Origin of the sequence: Streptomyces sp. NPDC006335 (assembly GCF_040612795.1) — a bacterium.
GTDB lineage: Bacteria > Actinomycetota > Actinomycetes > Streptomycetales > Streptomycetaceae > Streptomyces.
Genome location: NZ_JBEXQX010000003.1, coordinates 637,492 through 658,157, shown reverse-complemented (window position 1 = coordinate 658,157; position 20,666 = coordinate 637,492). Strand labels below are relative to the sequence as shown.

The window sequence follows — 20,666 nt, the reverse complement described above, 5'->3', positions numbered from 1 at the left end:
ATGGATTCTCCGGTCAGGAATGCATCACGGCTCGTGATCGTTGACGATGGGAGTACCACCTGACGACAACCGTAAGGATCAAGAGCTCGTGAGCAGCAAGGTCCCCCCGATCATCCTCAACAACGGCGTCGAGATGCCCCAGCTCGGTTTCGGCGTCTGGCAGGTGCCGGACGACGAGGCCGAGCGCGCCGTCGCCACCGCGCTCGAGGCCGGGTACCGCAGCATCGACACAGCGGCGATCTACGGCAATGAAGCGGGCACCGGAAAGGCCATCGCCGCTTCCGGAGTGGCCCGCGAGGACATCTTCGTCACCACCAAGCTCTGGAACAGCGACCAGGGCTACGACTCGACCCTGCGCGCTTTCGACACCTCGCTGGGCAAGCTCGGTCTGGACTACGTGGACCTGTACCTGATCCACTGGCCGACGCCCTCCCGCGACCTGTACGTCGACAGCTACAAGGCGTTCGAGAAGCTGCACGCGGACGGCCGGATCCGGGCCATCGGCGTCTCCAACTTCGAACCCGACCACCTGAAGCGGCTGATCGCCGAGACGTCCGTCGTCCCGGCCGTCGACCAGATCGAGCTGCACCCGCACCTGCAGCAGCAGGCGGCGCGCGAGTACCACGCGGAGCAGGGCATCGCCACCGAGGCATGGTCGCCGCTCGGCTCCGGCAAGGGCCTCCTGGAGGTCCCGGCCGTCGTGGCCATCGCCCGGAAGCACGGCCGCACCCCGGCCCAGATCGTGCTGCGCTGGCACCTCCAGCTCGGCAACGTCGTGATCCCCAAGTCCGTGACCCCGTCCCGGATCAAGGAGAACATCGAGGTCTTCGACTTCAGCCTGGACGACGAGGACCTGGCGGCGATCAGCGCGCTCAACGAGGACCGGCGCCTCGGCCCGGACCCGACGACGTTCAACGCCGCCTGACGGAACAGCGGTTCGGCCGGCGGCGGGCCCCAGGATTCGGGTCCCGCCGCCGGCCGTCGTACGTGCGGCGCCCCACGCGTCAGACGGGCTGCCCGATCGGCCGTACGACCACGGTGTTGACGTCGACGCCCTCCGGCTGCCGTACGGCCCACACGACCGAGGCGGCGATCTGGTCGGCGGTGAGCAGGTGGCCCGGCGGCAGGCTGCCGTAGGCGTCCCAGAACGGCGTCTCCACACGGCCCGGGGCGACCAGGGTGACGCCGACGCCGAACTCGGTGACCTCACGACGGGTGTTCTCGGCGAGCCCGGTCACCGCCCACTTCGTCGCCCCGTAGATGTTGCCCGGCCCGTGGATGAACCCGGCGACGCTGCCGACCAGGACGATCCGGCCGCGGGTCTCCTTGAGCGCGTCGATGGAGGCGCGGACGAGGAGGGCGGGGCCGAGCACGTTGGTCAGCACCATCTCGGTCCAGCCGGAGGGGTCCCCCGTGGCCACGGTGTCATGGGTGGCGAAGCCGGCGTTGGCGACGACCGTGTCCAGTCGGCCGAACTCCTTCAGCGTGCCGTCGACCGCGGCCTTGACGTCGTCGTACTCGGCGGCGTTGCCGACGAAGGTCAACAGCCCCTTCGGGTCGCCCAGTTCCTCGGCGAAGGCCCTCAGGCGCGGCTCGCCCCGCCCGGTGACGGCGACCCGGTGCCCCGCGTCGAGCAGTTGCCGCGCGACCGCGGCGCCGATACCGCTGCCGCCGCCGGTGATGAGCGCGACCGGTGAGTCGGACATGACTTCCCCCTGTGTGTTTCTGTCATCTCGTGAACACCGGGGAGTACATCAGTTGGAGCGTTCTCGAAGTCAAGGGCCGCAGGTCCGGCGCAGGCTCCGAAGCCGCCGGGTGGGTCAGGCACGGGACACGAAGCGGCACGTCCCCGGGCGCCCTCAACCGGTCCGCACCGCCGTATGGACCGTGTGCACCGCCAGCACGAACACATCCGCCCGCTGATGCACGCTCGCCGTGTCCGCGGGATCGAGGAGCCGGTCGAGGGTGTGGCGGTCGTCCGGGTCCAGCCGCTCCCCGAACCCGTCCCGCAGCCGCCCGAGCCATCCGGCGATGTATGCACGGGCCCGATCGGTCGTCGGGGCCGGAAGGTCCAGCATGAAGCTGCGCGTCCCGGTGTGCCGCAGGCCGGCGGAGGCCATCAGGGCGGGCCAGTCCTCGGTCTCGGAGACGGAGCCGGGCAGATCCGCGCGCATGTTCGCGAACCACTCCTCCTCCAGCGCGTCGAGCCGCGCCTGCAACCCGGGCCGCCCGATCCCGATGTCCCGGGGCAGGAAACGCGCGGGCAGTCCGCCCTCCATCAACGCCAGCGTGCCGCCCCGCGCCAGCCGTGAGGCGAACGCGGCGATCCCCGCCCGCTGGTCCCCGAGGTGGTGCAGGCTCCGGCTGGCCCAGAGCAGGTCGACGGGGTAGTCCAAGTCGTCGAGGACTCCGGGCAGTTCACCGGTGAGGGTGCCGAAGCGATCGGCGACACCTAGCCGCTCGGCCCGGGCCCGCGCCCGCTCCAGCAAGGGCTCGGCCCCGTCGACGGCGACCACGCGGGCCCCCGGGAAGGCCTCGGCGAGCAGGCAGGACAGCACTCCGGGTCCACTGCCCGCGTCGACGACCAGCCCCGGCTCGGTCTGCTTGTGCCCGAGCCAGGCCAGGGCCCGCTCGTACAGGGGCGTGAACAGCTCCGCCTGGGTCTCCAGATGCGCGGCCATCCCGGACCAGTCGATGTCGCTGTGGTCGTGGTGGTGGGGAGCGTGGGTGTCGTGATCGTGCGCCATGGTGCCAGCCTCTCCTCAGGATGCGGCCAGCGTGCGTCGACGCACCGCGAAGACGCCAGAGATGTTGCCACGACAGCAAAAAACAGGGCAATGGGGACGCAAAGAAAATGGGGTGCGCCCGCCCCGGCCGGTCCTCGACGATGACCCCATGGACGACGAACTGGTGGAACGCTTCCTCGAGGACGGATTCGTGAGGATCGAGGGCGCCTTCCCGCCCCGTGTCGCCCAGCACTGCGCGTCGCTGCTGTGGCGGGAGACGGGCTACGACCGTGAGGATCCGGCCTCCTGGAAGGACCCGGTGGTCTGGGTGGCCGCAATGGCACAGGGCCCGTTCGCGGCGGCCGCCAACACACCGGTCCTGCACGAGGCGTTCGACCTGCTGGTGGGCGAGAACCGCTGGCAGCCCCGCTACTCCCTGGGCAGTTTCCCGTTGCGGTTTCCGCACGCGGAGGAGCCCGACGACGCGGGCTGGCACATCGAAGGCAGCTACCTCCCCGAGGGCGCGCCCGCCGGCATGTACCACACCAATCTGCGGTCCAGGGACCGCGCCCTGCTGATGCTGTTCCTGTTCAGCGAGGTCACCGAGACCGACGCCCCGACCCGCATCCGGGTGGGCTCGCATCTCGACGTCCCCCCGGTCCTGGAGCCGTACGGCGAACAGGGCGCGTCCTTCCTGGAGTTGGGCCCCAAGGTCGCCGAGGCCTCGGCGCACCGCCCGCTGGCCCACGCCACCGGCAGCCCCGGGGACGTCTACCTCTGCCACCCCTTCCTGGTCCACGCGGCCCAGCCCCACCACGGCACGAACCCCCGCTTCATGGCACAGCCGCCGCTGCTCCCGGCGGAGCCGTACGCGTTGGACCGGCCGGACGGCGACCACTCGGCGGTGGAGTTCGCGATCCGCCGGGGCCTGGCCAGAGAGTGACCGGGCCCCGGCGGGGTGTCGCGCTCGGCGGAGTTACAGCGCCGGGTACGCGTTCTTCATGAGCTCCTGGAATTGCGCGGAGAACCAGTGCCCCGACAGCGGGGCGTTCGGCAGCGCGCCGGACATGTTGTTCCCGTTGCGCGGGTTGCCCGTGTAGGTCGGGTCGCACATCCGGTCGAAGCCCTTGCCCTCGTCGTTCGGGATCGCGGAGCTGGCCCCGTCGGACTCGCCCGGAGGCTTCACCCACACGTATGCGTCGATCCCTGCGGCGGGGGCCGCCTTCGGACGCTCACCGAGGCCGGCTCCGGACTGGTTGCACCAGTTTCCGACGTGGATACGGCGGTCGTAGCGGCCGCCGTTGACGTACGCGTCGACGTCGGTCATCGGTCCCGGGCCGGCGGGCCGGGCGGTGCCGCCCCAGCCGTTGCGGGAGGTGTCGATCAGCATGCCGATGCCGGAGTTGAAGCCGACCGACACCAGCTGGTTCCGGAACGCCTGGGCGTACGACAGCTCGTCGGTGTACCGGTTCCAGTCGACCCACTTGGACTCCCGCACGGACTTGCCGCCCACGGAGTCGTTGATGGTGAAGTTGTTCTCCTTCAGGGCGCTGTAGTTGGCCGTGTTGGTGATGAACCCGTGGACGTCGTTGACGGTGGCGCCCTCGGTGGTGGCCGCCTCCTTCATGATGGCCGCGCTGGGGGCGAAGTTGTCGTCCCAGCCGAGCCAGCCGTGGTGTCCCGCGTCGATGTAGTTGTAGACGTTGGGCACGTCACCGAGCTTGTTGAGGGCGTATCCCACGCCCTTCTGGTAGTTGCCGTTGGCCTTCATGACGTCGCACTGCGGGGTGGCCGTCGGACGGCTGCCGGTGTTGGTGACGAGGTTGGGCAGCGAGTCGATCTCGACCGTGGTGACGATCCGCAGCGAGGCGTACTTGGGGTCGGCGAAGATCGCGGCGATCGGGTCGATGTACTGCGTCTTGTACTTGTCGATCTCCGTCGGGCCGAGCTCACCGTTGGAGGCGAGGGCGGAGCAGTCCCGCCCGGGCAGGTTGTAGATCACGAACTGGACGACGAGTTCGCCCGAGCCCTTCTGCCGCAGCGCCTCGTCGAGATGGGCGCGCACTCCCATGCCACCGTTGACACCGTTGATGGCGGCGGTGCGGTCCAGCCACACCGCGGTGGGCTGGTTGGAGATCCGGCTGCCGCCCGGCTCGGCGGCGGCCTTCGCCGACCACTCCGGGTTCACGTACACCTTGGCGCCGGCGTACGGGTTGTCCACCCGGCTGCCGGTCCCGGGGCCCGGGTCCGTGGGACCGGTACCGCCGTCGACGTTGCAGGTCACCCCGTCGAGGGTGAAGGTGGTCGGGACGGCGTTGGTGCCGCTGTAGGTGCCCTGGAAGCCGAAGCTGGTCGAACCGCCGGTGGCGAGCGTGCCGTTGTAGCTCTCGTTGGCGGCGGTGACGGCGGTGCCGCTCTGGCTGATCTTGGAGTTCCAGAAGCTGGTGACCTTCTGGTTTCCGGCGTACGACCACTTCAGCGACCAACTCGACTTGGCGGCGCTGTTGTTGGTGATCGTTACGGCGGCGGTGAAGCCGGTGTCCCACTGGTTCTGCACCTTGTAGTCCACGGTGCAGGGGACGGCGGCGAGGCCCACGTCCCCGGGGGCCACGGCGAGCGCGGTCCCGGAGGCCCCGGCGACGAGCGCCAGGGCAGCGAGGAGCGCTGTTCTCGTACGACTCATGAGTGCGGGTTTCCTTCTCGTTCGCGGGAGTTGTCCGTTGAGCGGGTGCTGTCCGTTGAGCGGGTGCTATCCGGTCAGGGCGCGCAGATGGTCACGCAGCCCCGTGCCGAACGCTGTGGGTGTGCCGTCGTAGCTGCTGATCAGGGACGGTCCGGAGGAGCAGTCCCAGGTGTTCCAGGTCCAGCCGAGGTACGACAGGCCACGGCTGTCGAACCACTTCATGACCTGGTCGATGAAGCCGTGCGCGCAGGTGTTCTCGCCGATCTCCCCCGCCACGAGGGGGACTTGGGCGGCCACCGGGGCGAGCGTGGAGTTCCAGCAGCTCTCGTTGGCGCAGCTGTTGAAGTTGTACACGTGCCAGGCGGCGGCGAGATTGCCCGCCGGGTCGGTCGGCTTGTACGTCAGCCACTGGCTGAGGTCGTTCGAGTAGGCGATACCGCCGGCCAGGATCAGGTTGGTCGCGCCGGTGCCCCGGACGCTGTCGACGAGATCCTGCATACCGGCGACCTGGTACCCGATGCCCGGGCAGGTGCCGCCGTCCCGCCAGCACTGCCACGCCTGGGTGGTCGTGGAGGTGGCGCGGTCCGGGTAGGGCTCGTTGAACAGGTCGAAGACGACGGTGCGGTCGTTCTTGAAGGTGTCGGCCACCGACGCCCAGAAGGAGGGCGTGTACTGCATGTCGGGCATCGGCTTCTGGCAGCTGGCGTGCACGTCGGAGCAGCCGGCGGAGTTGCCGGTGTACTGCCCGTAGGTCCAGTGGAGTTCGACCACGGGTGTCATGCCGTGGGCCTTGACCTTGGCGACCAGGTCCTTGACGGCGTTGACGTAGTTCGCCCCGGCGTAGGCCGGGTTGATGTTGGACAGGCCCAGCCAGCACTCCTCGTTGAGGGGAATGCGGACCGTGTTGGCCTTCCAGTCGGCGATCGCCTTGACGGAGGCGTCGTCGACCGGGCCGTCGAAGATGCCGCGGCCCTGGACGCACATGAACTCGCCACCGGACCGGTTCACACCGAGCAGACGGCGGGTGACGCCGCCGGCGTCGACGAGCTTGTTGCCGGACACGCGCAGAGCGGGGGGTGTGCTGTCACCGGGGTCCGACGGCGGGTCCGTGGGCTCCGGTGTGGGTTCGCTGTCCGTGTTGCAGGCGGTGCCGTTGAGCTTGAACGAGGTCGGTACGGCGTTGCTCCCGGACCGGGACGCGATGAATCCGGCGCTGACGCTCGCCCCGGTGGCCAGGGAGCCGTTGTAGCTCTCGTTGGCCGCGGTGACCGTCGTACCGGACTGGGACCATTTCGCGTTCCAGCCCTGGGTGAGCTTCTGGCCGCCGGCGAAGTCGAAAGTGAGGCTCCAACTGCTCACGGCGGCCGTGTTGTTGGTGATGCGCACGGAACCCTGGAAGCCGCTGTCCCACTGGCTGGTGACGGTGTACTCCACCGAGCAGGCAGGGGCGGCGCCGGACGCCGTGACCACCGGAACCGTCACGGACCCAAGAAGGGCGACCGCGCCGGCAACGGCTAAAAGTACTGAACGCGGAGGGTGTCGCATGAGCGACTCCTTGCAGCTCAGCGCGCCGTTACGGACGCGTCGACTGATGGAACCGCTCCCACTGGTGTCAAGGAAGGTAGCGCCAAGTGACGGCAAAGAACAGGGGGGTCACTTGACTTTTCCGAAGCCCCGTTCGTCGAATCTTTTCGACTCTTCAAGCACCTTGACCCCTTGAACACTCGTCCTCACTATGGGAGCGCTCCCACTGGTTCAAGCCTTGACTTCTCCGAGCCGCACAAGGAGGAACCAGCAATGCCCCCCACCAGGAGACGCCGGACCGCCCGGCGATTGTGGACCGCTGTCGTGGCGGCCATGGCACTGCCGTTCGCTATGCTCAGTGCGGCTTCAACTCCCGCACAGGCAGCGGCAGTTCAGTGCAGTGTCGACTACAAGACCAATGACTGGGGCTCCGGCTTCACCGCGGATCTGACCCTCACCAACCGCGGTACGGACGCCATCAACGGCTGGACCCTGACGTACAGCTACGCGGGCAACCAGAAGCTGAGCAACGGCTGGAACGGCACCTGGTCCCAGTCCGGCCAGAACATCAGCGTGAAGGACGCCGGCTACAACGCGAACATCGCCGCGGGCGCCGCCGTCACCACCGGGGCACAGTTCACCTACAGCGGCAGCAACGCCGCCCCGACGAACTTCGCGGTCAACGGGACGAGTTGTACCGGCGCCCACCAGCCGCCGATCACCGTGCTGACCAGCCCGGCCGCGGGCGCGGTCTACACCCAGGGCGCCGCGGTCCCGCTCGCCGCGACGGCCGCCGCCGCGGACAACGCGACGATCAGCAAGGTGGAGTTCTACGACAACACCACGCTGCTGGGCACCGACACGACCTCGCCGTACTCGCTCTCGGTCTCAAGCTTGACCGTGGGCAGTCATTCGCTGCTCGCGAAGGCGTACGACAGCCTGGGCGCGTCCGCCGAGTCGACGCCGGTCGGCATCACGGTCGCCTCGGGTCCCGCGGTCGTCGCCTCGGCCACCCAACTGGCCGTCCAGCAAGGCAAGACGGGCACGTACACCGTGAAGCTGTCGACGCAGCCCTCGGCCAACGTGACGGTCACGACCGCCCGCACGGGCGGCAACGCGGGTCTGTCGGTGACCGGCGGGGCCTCGCTGACCTTCACCCCGTCGAACTGGAACACCGCGCAGACGGTGACCATCACCGCAAACGCCTCCGGCACCGGCGCGGCCACCTTCGAGTCGACGGCGACCGGTCATGCCAAGGCCTCGGTGAATGTCACCCAGATCGCGGCGACGGGCACCTACAACGCCCGGTTCCTGGATCTGTACGGCAAGATCACCAACCCGGCGAACGGCTACTTCTCCCCCGAGGGCATCCCCTACCACTCGGTCGAGACACTGATCGTCGAGGCGCCGGACCACGGCCACGAGACCACCTCGGAGGCGTACAGCTACCTCCTGTGGCTCCAGGCCATGTACGGCAAGGTGACGGGCGACTGGTCCAAGTTCAACGGCGCCTGGGACATCATGGAGAAGTACATGATCCCCACGCACGCCGACCAGCCGACCAACTCCTTCTACAACGCCTCCAAGCCGGCCACCTACGCGCCCGAGCTGGACACGCCGAACGAGTACCCGGCGAAGCTGGACTCCTCGGTGTCGGTGGGCTCCGACCCGATCGCCGGTGAGCTGAAGTCCGCGTACGGCACGGACGACATCTACGGCATGCACTGGCTCCAGGACGTCGACAACGTCTACGGCTACGGCAACTCGCCCGGCAAGTGCGAGGCCGGGCCGACGGACACCGGACCGTCGTACATCAACACCTTCCAGCGCGGCGCGCAGGAGTCGGTGTGGGAGACGGTGCCGCAGCCGACCTGCGACCAGTTCAAGTACGGCGGCAAGAACGGGTACCTGGACCTGTTCACCGGTGACGCCTCCTACGCCAAGCAGTGGAAGTTCACCAACGCCCCGGACGCCGACGCGCGCGCGGTGCAGGCCGCGTACTGGGCCGACAAGTGGGCCAAGGAGCAGGGCAAGGGCTCGGACGTCTCGGCGACCGTGGGCAAGGCCGCGAAGATGGGCGACTACCTGCGCTACGCGATGTACGACAAGTACTTCAAGAAGATCGGCAACTGCGTCGGGCCGTCCACCTGTGCGGCCGGTACCGGCAAGGACGCCTCGATGTACCTGCTGTCCTGGTACTACGCCTGGGGCGGCGCCACCGACACCTCGGCCGGCTGGGCCTGGCGCATCGGATCCAGTCACGCGCACGGCGGCTACCAGAACCCGATGGCCGCGTACGCGCTGAGCTCCTACGCCGACCTCAAGCCCAAGTCGGCGACGGGCGCATCCGACTGGAACACCTCGCTGGGCCGGCAGCTGGAGTTCTACCGCTGGCTGCAGTCCGACGAGGGCGCCATCGCGGGCGGTGCGACCAACAGCTGGGCGGGCCGCTACGCGCCTCCCCCGGCCGGGAAGTCGACGTTCTACGGCATGTACTACGACCAGCAGCCCGTCTACCACGACCCGCCGTCCAACCAGTGGTTCGGCTTCCAGGCGTGGTCGATGGAGCGGGTGGCCGAGTACTACCAGCAGACGGGCAACGCCCAGGCCAAGGCGGTCCTCGACAAGTGGGTCAAGTGGGCGCTGTCCAAGACCACGATCAACCCGGACGGCACCTACCGGATCCCCTCCACGCTCCAGTGGTCGGGCCAGCCCGACACCTGGAACGCGTCGAGTCCCGGCGCCAACAGCGGGCTGCACGTCACCGTCGCCGACTACACCAACGACGTCGGCGTGGCCGCCGCCTACGCCAAGACCCTGACGTACTACGCGGACCGCAGTGGTGACACCGCCGCCGCGTCGACGGCGAAGGCCCTGCTGGACGGCATGTGGAACAACTACCAGGACAGTCTCGGGATCGCGGTGCCGGAGAACCGGGCGGACTACAACCGGTTCGACGACTCGGTGTACATCCCGAGCGGCTGGACCGGGACCATGCCGAACGGTGACGCGATCAACTCGTCGTCGACCTTCGAGTCCATCCGGTCGTTCTACGAGGACGACCCGGCCTGGTCGAAGATCGAGGCGTACCTCGCGGGCGGCGCGGTGCCCTCGTTCACCTACCACCGGTTCTGGGCCCAGGCGGACATCGCCCTGGCCATGGGTTCGTACGCGGAGCTTCTCGAATAGCCCCCGCCGAGCGCTCCGCAGGTTGGGTGGTGTTTCGGCTGCGGGTCCGATGTGGCTGGCCACGCAGTTCCCCGCGCCCCTGTAGGGGCGCACCAGGTACCGCCCTTTCCGACGGAACCGCTTGAAAGGCTCCACGTACGAGGCCCCGTCACCTGACGACGGGGCCGACCGGCCGGGCGGCCCCCTCCCGCACTGGGGGTCGCCCGGCACCTCTCGCCCCGTACGGAAAGCGCTTTCCCCCCACACTCCCCCTTTCCGGAAAGGACCCCCCGTGCGAAGAACCCGCATCCTCACGGCCGTGCTCGCGCTCGCGGCCGGGCTGCTCGCCGGCACCCCGCCCGCACTGGCGGCCGACAGCGCCGCCAAGGTCCCGTTCGCCGCCGACACGTACACCTGGAAGAACGCCCGGATCGACGGCGGCGGTTTCGTGCCGGGCATCGTCTTCAACCGCAAGGAGAAGAACCTCGCGTACGCCCGCACGGACATCGGCGGGGCCTATCGCTGGCAGGAGTCCTCGAAGACCTGGACGCCGCTGCTGGACTCGGTCGGCTGGGACGACTGGGGGCACACGGGCGTGGTCAGCCTGGCCTCCGACTCCGTGGACCCGAACCGGGTGTACGCGGCCGTGGGGACGTACACCAACGGCTGGGACCCGAAGAACGGCGCGGTCATGCGGTCCTCGAACCGGGGCGCGAGCTGGCAGAAGACCGACCTGCCCTTCAAGCTCGGCGGGAACATGCCGGGGCGCGGCATGGGTGAGCGGCTGGCGGTCGACCCGAACAAGAACAGCGTGCTGTACCTCGGGGCGCCGAGCGGCAAGGGGCTGTGGCGGTCCACGGACTCGGGTGTGAGCTGGTCGCAGGTGGCGAACTTCCCCAACGTCGGCAACTACCAGCAGGATCCGAGCGACAGCAGCGGCTACGCCAGCGACAATCAGGGCGTCGTGTGGGTCACCTTCGACGAGCGCACGGGCACGTCCGGGAGCGCGACGCAGACGGTCTACGTCGGCGTGGCGGACCTGCAGAACTCGGTGTACCGGTCGACGGACGGCGGCGCGACCTGGAGCCGGGTCGCCGGGCAGCCGACCGGGTACCTGGCCCACAAGGGTGTCCTGGACGCGACGAACGGCTATCTGTACCTCTCCTACAGCGACAAGGGCGGGCCGTACGACGGTGGCAAGGGCCAGGTGTGGCGGTACACGACGGCGACCGGCACCTGGACGAACATCAGCCCGGTCGCGGAGGCCGACACCTACTACGGCTTCAGCGGACTGACGGTGGACCGGCAGAAGCCCGGCACGGTCATGGCCACCGCCTACAGCTCCTGGTGGCCGGACACCCAGATCTTCCGCTCCACGGACAGCGGGGCGACCTGGACGAAGGCATGGGACTACTCGTCGTACCCCAACCGCGCGAACCGCTACACCATGGACGTGTCGTCCTCCCCGTGGCTGACCTGGGGGGCGAATCCCGCGCCGCCGGAACAGGCGCCGAAGCTCGGGTGGATGACCGAGTCGTTGGAGATCGACCCGTTCAACTCCAACCGCATGATGTACGGGACGGGGGCGACGGTCTACGGCACGGAGAATCTCACGAACTGGGACTCCGGCGGCCAGTTCACCATCAAGCCCATGGTGCAGGGCCTGGAGGAGACCGCGGTCCAGGACCTCGCGTCACCGCCCTCGGGTGCCCCGCTGCTGAGCGCGCTCGGCGACATCGGCGGCTTCCGGCACACGGACCTGACCAAGGTCCCGTCGATGATGTTCACTTCACCGAACTTCACCACGACCACGAGTCTGGACTTCGCCGAGACGAACCCGAACACGGTGGTGCGGGTCGGCAATCTGGACTCGGGGCCGCACATCGCGTTCTCGACGGACAACGGGGCCAACTGGTTCGCGGGCAGCGACCCTTCGGGCGTGAGCGGTGGCGGGACGGTGGCCGCCGCCTCGGACGGCAGCAGGTTCGTGTGGAGCCCGGACGGCGCGGGCGTGCAATACACGACGGGCTTCGGTTCGTCCTGGTCGGCGTCGAGCGGCATCCCGGCCGGGGCGATCGTGGAGTCGGACCGGGTGGACGCGAAGACCTTCTACGGCTTCAAGTCCGGGAAGTTCTACGTGAGTACGGACGGCGGGGCGACGTTCTCGGCATCGGCGGCGACCGGTCTGCCGAGCGGTGACAGTGTCCGCTTCAAGGCGCTGCCCGGGGTGAAGGGCGATGTGTGGCTGGCCGGCGGGGCCGCGGACGGCGCGTACGGTCTGTGGCACTCGACCAACGGGGGCACGAGCTGGACGAAGCTCTCCAACGTCGACCAGGCCGACGCGATCGGCTTCGGGAAGGCCGCGACGGGGGCGTCGTACCAGACGCTCTACACCAGCGCGAAGATCGGCGCAGTCCGTGGCATCTTCCGCTCCACGGACAAGGGCGCGAGCTGGACCCGCGTCAACGACGACGCCCACCAGTGGGGTTGGACCGGGGCGGCGATCACCGGTGATCCACGGGTGTACGGCCGGGTGTACGTCTCGACCAACGGCAGGGGTGTGATCTACGGCGACACCTCCGACACCGGCGGCGGGGGCGGCGGCACCGATCCGACGGATCCGCCGGACCCGACCCCGACGGGTGCCTGCACGGTGACGTACAAGATCACCAACCAGTGGTCGGGCGGTTTCCAGGCGGACGTCCAGCTCAGCAACACGGGGACGAGCGCCTGGACCGGCTGGACACTCGGCTGGACCTTCCCCGACGCCCAGACGATCGCCCAGGCCTGGAACGCCACGACCACCCAGTCGGGCGCGACGGTCACCGCGAAGAACGTCGGCTGGAACGGCGGCGTGGCGGCGGGCTCGTCCGTGAGCTTCGGCTTCACGGGAAGCTGGTCGGGCACGAACGGGAAACCGACCGCGTTCAAGGTGGGTGACCAGAACTGCACGGTCACCTGAGGGAAGCACGAAGGGCGCGTACCGCACGGGGTACGCGCCCGTTCCTCAGCCCAGGCTGACGGCGAGTCCGCCGTTCTCCGCCTCCTCGGCACTCAGTTGCACGGTGCCGCGGTGGGAGACCTCGACCTTGTAGAACTTCTCCCCCTTGGGCACGCCGTCGACGGCGACGGCGAACGTACAGGTCGTACCGTCCTCGCCCAGCTCGCTGTCCCCGAGGGCCCCGGTGGCGACGACTTCGCCGCCTGCGCCGTACACGGTGACGGAGGTGCCTTCGGCGATGTCGTCGTATCCGCTGTCGTACCCGCCCTTGCAGCCGTCGCCGTCACTGGAGACCTCGTCGGTCAGCTCGAAGCTGCCTTCGAGCGTGAAGGTCCCGGGCTCTCCCGGGCCGGCCGCGGTGATCGCCCAGGCGCCGCCCACGACCGCCGCCCCGACGGCGAGCCCGATCAGCCCGGCCACCAGCGGGTTCATACGCCGGGCGGGAACCACCGCCTGGGGCGGGAACGGCGCGGGCATCATCGGTGGTACGGCGGGCGGCGGAGCGTCCGGCAACGGCGGCAGGTCTTGCTGTGTCATCAGTCCCCCCACATGTGCATGAGGTGTGAAGATTATCTGCCGGGTTCGTGCCGGGACGCCCCACCGGTTGAAGATTCACCAGTTCGAGATCTGTCGCCTCACGGCGTGTACACCGTCGGCCTGGGTGCCGTGGCCATCCCGTCGCCGATGAAGAAGCTCGGGTGCGGGGGCTGGTTGTAGGCCGTGTTCTGCCAGGCGAGGCCCGTGCGGTACATCGTGTCGTGGAGGAGGGTCGTGATCTTCGTCGTCGTTTCGTACGGCGTGGAGTAGACCCGCAGGGCCCTGTTGTCCGACGTCGGCCAGACGACCTCCTCGCGCCAGTCGCCGAGGATGTCGCCGGACAGGGACGGGGTCGCCTTGGTGCTGTTGTTGGAGTGGACCGACGCTCCGGTGAGCAGGCGGGTGTCCGACGAGGTGCCGTACTTGTCGATGCGGGTGCCGTCGAGGAGTTCGCGCAGCGGGTCGCCGTCCCACCAGGACAGGAAGTTCACCGAGGACGGCTCGCGGCCCTTGGTGGCACCGGTCCTGTCGCGGATCGACGTGTCGGAGGCCGACCAGAACTCGGCGCCGACGTTGCCGCCCCAGATGTCGGCGGCAACTCCACGGCCGTTGTCGCAGCACGCGGCCAGCTTCCAGTTCACCGTGCCGTTGGCGGGGTTGATGTACAGCTCCGCCGGCTGTGACGTCGACTCGGAGACCTTGAAGTACTCCAGGCCCGCGTGGGAGGGGTCGAGGTCGCCGAGGTGCTGGGCGTCGCCGTGACCGGTCCTCGTCGTCCACAGCCCGTTGCCGTTGTCGTCGACCGCCATCGCCCCGTAGACGATCTCGTCCTTGCCGTCGTTGTCGACGTCCCCGACGGACAGACTGTGCGAGCCCTGACCGTCGTAGCCCTTGCCGCTGTTGGTCGAGGAGCTGGTGTCGAAGGTCCAGCGGCGGGTGAAGGCGCCGCCCCGCCAGTCCCAGGCGGCGATCACCGAGCGGGTGTAGTAGCCGCGGGCCATGATGAGCGAGGGACGCGCCCCGTCCAGGTACGCCGTCCCCGCGAGGAAGCGGTCGACCCGGTTGCCGTACGAGTCGCCCCACGACGACACCGTGCCCCGGCCGGGGACGTAGTCGACGCTCTGCATGGCTTTGCCGGTCCTGCCGTTGAACATGGTCAGGTACTCGGGGCCGGACAGGACGTAGCCGCTGGAGTTGCGGTGGTCGGCCGACGCGCTGCCGATCACCGCGCCCGTGCCGTCGACCGTGCCGTCCGCCGTCTTCATGGCGACCTCGGCCGTGCCGTCGCCGTCGTAGTCGTACGCCTGGAACTGCGTGTAGTGCGCGCCGGAACGGATGTTGCGGCCCAGGTCGATCCGCCACAGCCGGGTGCCGTCGAGCCTGACGCCGTCCACGACCGTGTTGCCGGTGTAGCCGGACTGGGAGTTGTCCTTGGCGTTGGTGGGCTGCCACTTGAGGACGAAGTCGAGCGCCCCGTCGCCGTCGAGGTCGGCCACGGAGGCGTCGTTGGCCTCGTAGGTGTAGGCGACGCCGTCGGGGGTGGTGCCGCCGGCCGGCGGGCTGATGGGAACGTCCTTGTATCCGGTGCGGAGTTGGACGGCGTGGACCGAGTCGGCCTGCTCGACACCACCGACGACCGCGCGGACCGTGTAGTCGGCCTCGGCGGGCGCGCCGGAGTGGAAGTAGTTGGTGGAGCCGGTGATCGGGGCCGAGTTGACCTTGGTGCCGGCGCGGTAGACGTTGAAGGACACGTCGTTCGGGTCGGTGCCGAGCCAGCGCCAGCTCACCAGGTTGCCGCTGCTGGTGTGCACGCTGACGACGCCGCGGTCGAGCTTCTCGACCTGGCGGGCGGTGGCCGCCTCGGCGGAGCCGGGGCTCAGGACGGTGAGCCCCGCGGCCACGAGGGCCGTCGCGGCGGTGACCGCCGAGAGGAGGACGCGGCGTCTGCGGTGCGGGTGGGGGTGCTGCACGGGGTGAACCTCCGAAGCTGTGGGGCGGACGGGTTCCACCCCTCAGTCGCCGCCCCGGGATGCCCGGTTGCCGTACCTTTCGGCCAGTTCGGCGACGGTTCGCGCCATCCGTTCGCGCAGCTCGGGAGGTTCCAGCACCTCGATGTCGGCGCCCAGGCGCAGGAACTCGCCCTGCGCGTGTCCGACGGACTCGATGGGGACCCGGGCGACGGTCCAGCCGTCGGAGTCGACACGGTCGGCGACCGCCCCCGGCAGCCGCACCCCCGGCGCCGTCCGCACGAGCGCCTGGTCCCGGTGGAGCCGGTCGTGGAAGTCCCGCTGGTAGGCCGTCCAGCAGGCGGCCAGGTCGAAGCCCTCGGGACGGACGAACTCCTCGCCGGAACAGGAGAGTTCGAGGATCTGGTCCACGCGGAAGGTACGCGGCCCCGGTCCCGCGACCAGATACCAGCGCCCCGCCTTCAGCACCAGCCCGTACGGCTCCAACCGCCGTTCCACATCGGTCGGTTCGGCCCAGCGGCGGTACAGCACACGCAGCACCCTGCTGTTCCACACCGCCTCCGCCACCTGCGGCAGGTACGGCGCCTCCTCGGCCTGGGCGTACCAGCCGGGCGCGTCGAGGTGGAAGCGCCCGCTGATTCGGTCGGCGTGGGCCCGCAGCTCCGCCGGCAGGGCGGCCCGCACCTTCAGCTGGGCGGCGGCGAGGACCGGACCGAGGCCCAGTTCGGCCGCGGGACCTGGAGCGCCGGCCAGGAACAGGGCCTCCGCCTCGTGCGCGGTGAGGCCGGTCAGGCGGGTGCGGTAGCCGTCGAGCAGGCGGTAGCCGCCGTCGTGGCCCGCGTCGCCGTACAGCGGGACACCGGCCGCGCTCAGCGCCTCGACGTCCCGGTAGACCGTGCGCACGGACACCTCCAGCTCCTCGGCGAGCTGGGCGGCGGTCATCCGGCCCCGGGTCTGGAGCAGGAGGAGGATCGAGACGAGTCGGCCGGCCTTCACTGACACAGGATGTCAGTGAACCGGGCCTAGCGTCCCGCGCATGGCCTTCAGAGAGAAGCTGCTGACCGTGCCACCGCCGATCGAGGTCGCCGGGCGGCACGTCAAGCGCTACCACGTCACCGCCGACCCGGCCGGCATCGCGCCCGACGTCGAGAAGGCGGCGTACGGGATCCTCCCGGAGCTGCTGCCGGAGCCGGACGGCACGCCGCCCGCGACCTTCGTCGTGCTGCACCGGGGCGCGGACACCGGCGCCTACCTCAACGTCTACAGCTGGGTGTGGGACAACGTGCTCCACTTCCGGGGCGCCGCCGCCGGGCAGCCGGCGCTGCGCTGTCCCGACACCGATCCCACGCACTTCGTCACACCCGACCTGCCCTGGATCGGCTGCGTCTGGGAGCTGCCGCCGATCCTGCACGAACGGGACGCCTGGGTACGGCATCTGCTCGCGCCCGAAGTCCCGGACCTCACGGCCTACTTGGCCGATTCCCTGCCCGAAGGAACCACGGGAGACCGTTCATGAGCAGCCCGCACGACTTCGACTTCTTCCACGGCGACTGGGAGGTCGTCAACCGGCGCCGCGCCGACTTCCTCGACCCGGCCGGCGGTTGGGAGGAGTTCCCCGCCACCAGCCGCTGCCGGCCGCTGTTCGACGGGACCGCGAACATCGACGAGATCGACATGCCGCACCTGGAGGCGAAGGGCGCCACCCTGCGGCTCTTCGACCGGGAGACCGGACAGTGGTCGCTGAACTGGGCCGCGAGCCGCAGCGGGAAGCTGTACCCGCCGGTCATGGGGCGGTTCGAGGACGGTCGCGGCGAGTTCTACGGCGACGACACGTACGACGGGAAGGAGGTGCGGGTGCGGTTCGTGTGGTCCGGCATGTCCGCGGAGGCGGCACACTGGGAGCAGGCCTTCTCCGTCGACGGCGGGGACACCTGGGTGACCAACTGGACCATGGACTTCAGCCGGCCTTCCGGAACGCCCGGACGCTGAACACCGGGTCGGGGCGCGGGAGTTCCTGGTCGGGCAGGGCCTCCAGACGGGCGGCGAACGCTTCCGTGCGGGGATCGCCGGGCGGCAGCAGGGTGAACCAGCCGCGCCTGAGGTCGGCGGCGGTCCGCCGGGGGCTGCGGCCCTGACCGCGCCCCGGGAAGCGGGCCTGCCCGGCCGGACGCAGGAGGTGGGCTGCGGCGTACGACTCGACGAGCGGCGCCGCGTCCGGGGCCGGGCGGCGCGGGCGCGGGGCGAGGACGGCGTCGATGTCGCTGCCCACGTCGTGGGCGGCGGCCTTGTCGACGGTGGTGACGTACACCCCGCCCGGTCGCAGGACCCGGGCGCACTCGGCGACCACGGCCCGCACGTCCTCCGGCCGGTCGAGGAGGTGCAGCAGCCACACACTGGTGACGGCGTCGAACACCCCGTCGGGGAACGGCAGCGCACGGCCGTCGGCGAGCACGACCGCGCCGGGCAGCCGTACGGCGGCCATGCGGGCCATGCCGTACGTCAGGTCGGCGCCCGTGACCCGGGTCGTGGGCCGGGCGGCGGCGAGCCTGCGGGTGACGATCCCGGTGCCGCAGGCCACGTCGAGGAGCCGGCGGGTGTCCGCCGGGATCAGACCGAGCACGGCGTCCGCGGCCGCGGCGGCCCTGGGCTCGCCGCCGCGGGTGGCGTCGTAGGCGTCGGCCTCCTTGTCGTAGTCGAGCACGGGCTCACTGGGCTCCGTGACCGGAGGCGAGCGCCGTCACCCGCTGCGCGAGCTCGAAGTCCTTCTCGGTGAGGGCGCCGCCCGCGCTGTGGGTGTGGACGGACAGCGCGACCGTGTTGTAGCCGAGGGTGAGGTCGGAGTGGTGGTCGAGTTCCTCCTGGACCTGGGCGATGTGGACGACCATCGCCGTGGCCGCGAAGTGGGTGGCGAGGCGGTACGAGCGGGTGAGGCGGCCGTCGTCGACGGACCAGCCCGGCAGCTCGGCGAGCCGGTCCTCGATCTCCTTCTGCGACAGGGGTTCGACGGGCATGACCTCGCTCCTTCCTGGGGGTCGGGGTGTCCTCAGCGTGCCACAGCTGTGCCGCCGGGGCCCTGGTCAGGAGGTTTCCCGGTGGTCAGCCGGGGACACCTGCGGCCGCGAGGTCATCGGCGAGCGCGGCGATCCGGGCCCGGCCCTCGACCTGCCGCACCCACTCGTGCGGGAGGCCGACGTCACCGTGCAGGGCGCCCAGGAGATTGCCGCAGAGGGAGCCGGTGGAGTCGCTGTCGCCGGAGTGGTTGACCGCCAGCAGCAGCGCGTCCCGGACGCTGTCGGCGGCCAGCGCGCTGTAGACCGCGATGGCGAGCGCCTCCTCGGCGACCCAGCCCGCGCCGAGGGACTCGACCTTCTCCGGGGTCGGCGGCTTGCCGGCGGCCAGGTCGACGGCCTGTTCGAGAGCGACCGTCGTCTCCTCGTGGCCTGGGTGCCGGGCCAGCAGGCGCAGCGTGCGCAGCACCGCTCCCTCCAGGGAGTCCCCGGCGACGAGGTGCGCCACGATCGCGGCCAGCGCTCCCGCCGCGTAGTAGCCGGTGGGGTGACCGTGGGTGATCTGGGCACCGTGGGCGGCCATGTCGAAGGCCCGCTCTGCGGTTTCGCCCAGGCCGAAGGGGGCCGAGCGCATGACCGTGCCGCAGCCCTTGGAGTGCGGGTTGACCGGCCCTCGTCTGCCGTCGATCGGCGCCCACGGGTCGGGGGCGTGGAGCTGGGCCACACCGGACAGACAGGCGTTGCCGGGGGCGCGGCGGGCGTACAGCCAGGCCTCGTCGATCAGCTCGCCCCGGGGGCTGCGCTCGGGCAGGACGGCCTGCTCGGGGCCCTGCTTGCTCTGGGTCTCCAGCCACCGCTGGTAGGCGAACCGCAGCAGCAGGGAGTAGGCGCCGCCCCGGCCACCGCTCTCCCGTGCCTGGTCCTCTTGCCGTGTCTGGTCCTCTTCCCGCGCCTGGGTGAGGGCCTCGACGGTGAACAGGGTCATCTGGGTGTCGTCGCTGATCAGGCCCACCCTGCCGTACGCGCCGGGTACCAGTCCGGTGATGCCGTGCCGTCCGTGGGCCTGGCGGATCCGGTCCAGGGAGGAGAACTCGATCGGGTAGCCGAGGGCGTCACCCAGCGCACCGCCCAGCAGGCAACCCCGCACCCTGGCGCGGTGCACCGCGGCCCTCTGCGTCGTCCACGGCCCGCTCATCCACCCACTCCTCGACTACGGTCGTCTGCATGACCATTGTCCACTCCGCCGCGGCCACCCCGCCCACCCGGGGCGTCGGCCCGCTCCTGCGCGCCTGGCGGGAGCAACGAGGGGTCAGCCAGCTCGAGTTGGCGCTGCGGGCGGACTCCAGCGCCCGGCACATCAGCTTCGTCGAGACGGGACGCTCCCGCCCCAGCGAGGAGATGGTGCTCCGGCTCGCGGAGCATCTGGAGGTGCCGGTGCGGGAGCGCAACGCCCTGCTGCTCGCGGCCGGTTACGCCCCCCGCTTCCCGGAGACCCCGCTGGACGATCCGGCCCTGGACGCCGTGCGCGAGGGGATCGAGCGGCTCATCCAGGGCTACGAGCCCTATCCGGCCCTGGTGTTCGACGCCGGGTACCACGTCGTGGCCGCGAACCGGGGGATCATGATGCTGCTCGACGGAGTCCCGGAGTCCCTGCTCCAGCCCCCGCTCAACACCATGCGGCTCACCCTGCACCCCGAGGGCCTGGCCCCGCGCATCCGCAACCTGCGGGAGTGGCGCGGCCATCTGCTGGAGCAGATACGGCGGCAGATCGCCCTGCGCCGCTCGGAGTCCCTGCGGGAACTGTACGAAGAGGTGGCGGCGTACCCGGTGCCGGCCCCCGAGTCCGAGCCGGATCCCGAACAGGCGGACGCGGTCCCCTACTTCGCGCTGCCGATGCGGATCGAGCACGAGGGGCGGACGCTGTCGTTCATCTCGTCCACGTCCACCTTCAACACGCCCATGGACGTGACCGTCGCCGAGCTGGCCATCGAGACGTTCCTCCCGGCCGACCCGGCGACGGCCAAGTACCTTCACTCCTTGTCTCCCGCGTGA

General features: G+C 70.1%; 17 protein-coding genes. 7 read left to right on the top strand and 10 right to left on the bottom strand.

Translation table 11 applies throughout. The features are described from left to right. Positions 1–88: 88 nt before the first annotated feature. The gene (locus ABZ098_RS13690; RefSeq protein WP_356590444.1) at positions 89–925 is read left to right on the top strand and encodes an aldo/keto reductase; all 837 of its coding nucleotides are present in this window, start codon (positions 89–91) and stop codon (positions 923–925) included. A 79-nt stretch (positions 926–1,004) separates the two neighbouring features. Here ABZ098_RS13690 and ABZ098_RS13685 read toward each other — a convergent pair whose 3' ends face one another. Together ABZ098_RS13685 and ABZ098_RS13680 are read right to left on the bottom strand one after the other, a co-directional pair. Then, positions 1,005–1,706 carry an SDR family oxidoreductase gene (locus tag ABZ098_RS13685; RefSeq protein ID WP_356590442.1) on the bottom strand — a complete coding sequence of 234 codons (702 nt, stop codon included), beginning with the start codon at positions 1,704–1,706 and terminating at the stop codon, positions 1,005–1,007. Between the two features lie 153 nt (positions 1,707–1,859). Then, positions 1,860–2,747 carry a methyltransferase domain-containing protein gene (locus tag ABZ098_RS13680; RefSeq protein WP_356590440.1) on the bottom strand — a complete coding sequence of 296 codons (888 nt, stop codon included), beginning with the start codon at positions 2,745–2,747 and terminating at the stop codon, positions 1,860–1,862. 148 nt (positions 2,748–2,895) lie between these two features. On the opposite strand from ABZ098_RS13680, the gene ABZ098_RS13675 reads away from it, so the two are divergent. After that, positions 2,896–3,669, top strand: a complete 774-nt coding sequence (locus tag ABZ098_RS13675) for a phytanoyl-CoA dioxygenase family protein (protein WP_356590438.1) — start codon at positions 2,896–2,898, stop codon at positions 3,667–3,669. A 33-nt stretch (positions 3,670–3,702) separates the two neighbouring features. Here ABZ098_RS13675 and ABZ098_RS13670 read toward each other — a convergent pair whose 3' ends face one another. Then, positions 3,703–5,409 (bottom strand): glycoside hydrolase family 6 protein, encoded by a 1,707-nt coding sequence (locus ABZ098_RS13670; protein WP_356590436.1) that lies wholly within the window; start codon positions 5,407–5,409, stop codon positions 3,703–3,705. Positions 5,410–5,475: 66 nt separating this feature from the next. After that, positions 5,476–6,954, bottom strand: coding sequence for a cellulose binding domain-containing protein (locus ABZ098_RS13665; protein WP_356590434.1), 1,479 nt, complete (start codon positions 6,952–6,954; stop codon positions 5,476–5,478). Between the two features lie 252 nt (positions 6,955–7,206). Between ABZ098_RS13665 and ABZ098_RS13660 the strand changes: the two genes are divergently transcribed. Further along, entirely contained in the window at positions 7,207–10,122 is a 2,916-nt protein-coding gene (locus tag ABZ098_RS13660) for a glycoside hydrolase family 48 protein (RefSeq protein ID WP_356590432.1), read from the top strand. A gap of 271 nt (positions 10,123–10,393) precedes the next feature. Further along, complete coding sequence (locus ABZ098_RS13655) at positions 10,394–13,063, top strand: cellulose binding domain-containing protein (protein WP_356590430.1); 2,670 nt, start codon at positions 10,394–10,396, stop codon at positions 13,061–13,063. Between the two features lie 45 nt (positions 13,064–13,108). Here ABZ098_RS13655 and ABZ098_RS13650 read toward each other — a convergent pair whose 3' ends face one another. The 3 genes from ABZ098_RS13650 to ABZ098_RS13640 form a co-directional block, all read right to left on the bottom strand. Continuing rightward, positions 13,109–13,639 (bottom strand): hypothetical protein, encoded by a 531-nt coding sequence (locus ABZ098_RS13650; protein WP_356590428.1) that lies wholly within the window; start codon positions 13,637–13,639, stop codon positions 13,109–13,111. 98 nt (positions 13,640–13,737) lie between these two features. Beyond that, complete coding sequence (locus ABZ098_RS13645) at positions 13,738–15,609, bottom strand: rhamnogalacturonan lyase (protein ID WP_356590426.1); 1,872 nt, start codon at positions 15,607–15,609, stop codon at positions 13,738–13,740. A 42-nt stretch (positions 15,610–15,651) separates the two neighbouring features. Then, a complete protein-coding gene (locus ABZ098_RS13640) occupies positions 15,652–16,602 on the bottom strand; it encodes a YafY family protein (RefSeq protein WP_356590424.1) in 951 nt (316 codons plus the stop codon). Between the two features lie 40 nt (positions 16,603–16,642). Here ABZ098_RS13640 and ABZ098_RS13635 point away from each other — a divergent pair, with 40 nt between their 5' ends. Together ABZ098_RS13635 and ABZ098_RS13630 are read left to right on the top strand one after the other, a co-directional pair. Continuing rightward, positions 16,643–17,122: a hypothetical protein gene (locus ABZ098_RS13635; RefSeq protein WP_356590422.1), complete on the top strand. Its 480-nt coding sequence runs from the start codon at positions 16,643–16,645 to the stop codon at positions 17,120–17,122. Then, positions 17,119–17,595 carry a hypothetical protein gene (locus ABZ098_RS13630; protein ID WP_356590420.1) on the top strand — a complete coding sequence of 159 codons (477 nt, stop codon included), beginning with the start codon at positions 17,119–17,121 and terminating at the stop codon, positions 17,593–17,595. The genes ABZ098_RS13635 and ABZ098_RS13630 overlap by 4 nt, the downstream gene beginning before the upstream one ends. On the opposite strand, the gene ABZ098_RS13625 is transcribed toward ABZ098_RS13630, so the two are convergent. The 3 genes from ABZ098_RS13625 to ABZ098_RS13615 all read right to left on the bottom strand — a co-directional run bounded on the left by ABZ098_RS13625 (position 17,564) and on the right by ABZ098_RS13615 (position 19,809). Further along, complete coding sequence (locus ABZ098_RS13625) at positions 17,564–18,307, bottom strand: class I SAM-dependent methyltransferase (RefSeq protein WP_356590418.1); 744 nt, start codon at positions 18,305–18,307, stop codon at positions 17,564–17,566. The genes ABZ098_RS13630 and ABZ098_RS13625 overlap by 32 nt on opposite strands. A gap of 4 nt (positions 18,308–18,311) precedes the next feature. After that, positions 18,312–18,617, bottom strand: coding sequence for a 4a-hydroxytetrahydrobiopterin dehydratase (locus ABZ098_RS13620; protein WP_356590414.1), 306 nt, complete (start codon positions 18,615–18,617; stop codon positions 18,312–18,314). A gap of 85 nt (positions 18,618–18,702) precedes the next feature. Next, a complete protein-coding gene (locus ABZ098_RS13615) occupies positions 18,703–19,809 on the bottom strand; it encodes an ADP-ribosylglycohydrolase family protein (RefSeq protein WP_356590412.1) in 1,107 nt (368 codons plus the stop codon). Between the two features lie 29 nt (positions 19,810–19,838). Between ABZ098_RS13615 and ABZ098_RS13610 the strand changes: the two genes are divergently transcribed. Next, a complete protein-coding gene (locus tag ABZ098_RS13610; RefSeq protein WP_356590410.1) occupies positions 19,839–20,666 on the top strand; it encodes a helix-turn-helix transcriptional regulator in 828 nt (275 codons plus the stop codon).

Coding starts and splice junctions, on each gene's coding strand:
- ABZ098_RS13675 (WP_356590438.1), top strand. CDS start 2,896: ATGGACGACGAACTGGTGGAACGCTTCCTCGAGGACGGATTCGTGAGG.
- ABZ098_RS13685 (WP_356590442.1), bottom strand. CDS start 1,706: ATGTCCGACTCACCGGTCGCGCTCATCACCGGCGGCGGCAGCGGTATC.
- ABZ098_RS13620 (WP_356590414.1), bottom strand. CDS start 18,617: ATGCCCGTCGAACCCCTGTCGCAGAAGGAGATCGAGGACCGGCTCGCC.
- ABZ098_RS13680 (WP_356590440.1), bottom strand. CDS start 2,747: ATGGCGCACGATCACGACACCCACGCTCCCCACCACCACGACCACAGC.
- ABZ098_RS13630 (WP_356590420.1), top strand. CDS start 17,119: ATGAGCAGCCCGCACGACTTCGACTTCTTCCACGGCGACTGGGAGGTC.
- ABZ098_RS13650 (WP_356590428.1), bottom strand. CDS start 13,639: ATGACACAGCAAGACCTGCCGCCGTTGCCGGACGCTCCGCCGCCCGCC.
- ABZ098_RS13615 (WP_356590412.1), bottom strand. CDS start 19,809: ATGAGCGGGCCGTGGACGACGCAGAGGGCCGCGGTGCACCGCGCCAGG.
- ABZ098_RS13670 (WP_356590436.1), bottom strand. CDS start 5,409: ATGAGTCGTACGAGAACAGCGCTCCTCGCTGCCCTGGCGCTCGTCGCC.
- ABZ098_RS13660 (WP_356590432.1), top strand. CDS start 7,207: ATGCCCCCCACCAGGAGACGCCGGACCGCCCGGCGATTGTGGACCGCT.
- ABZ098_RS13610 (WP_356590410.1), top strand. CDS start 19,839: ATGACCATTGTCCACTCCGCCGCGGCCACCCCGCCCACCCGGGGCGTC.
- ABZ098_RS13635 (WP_356590422.1), top strand. CDS start 16,643: ATGGCCTTCAGAGAGAAGCTGCTGACCGTGCCACCGCCGATCGAGGTC.
- ABZ098_RS13665 (WP_356590434.1), bottom strand. CDS start 6,954: ATGCGACACCCTCCGCGTTCAGTACTTTTAGCCGTTGCCGGCGCGGTC.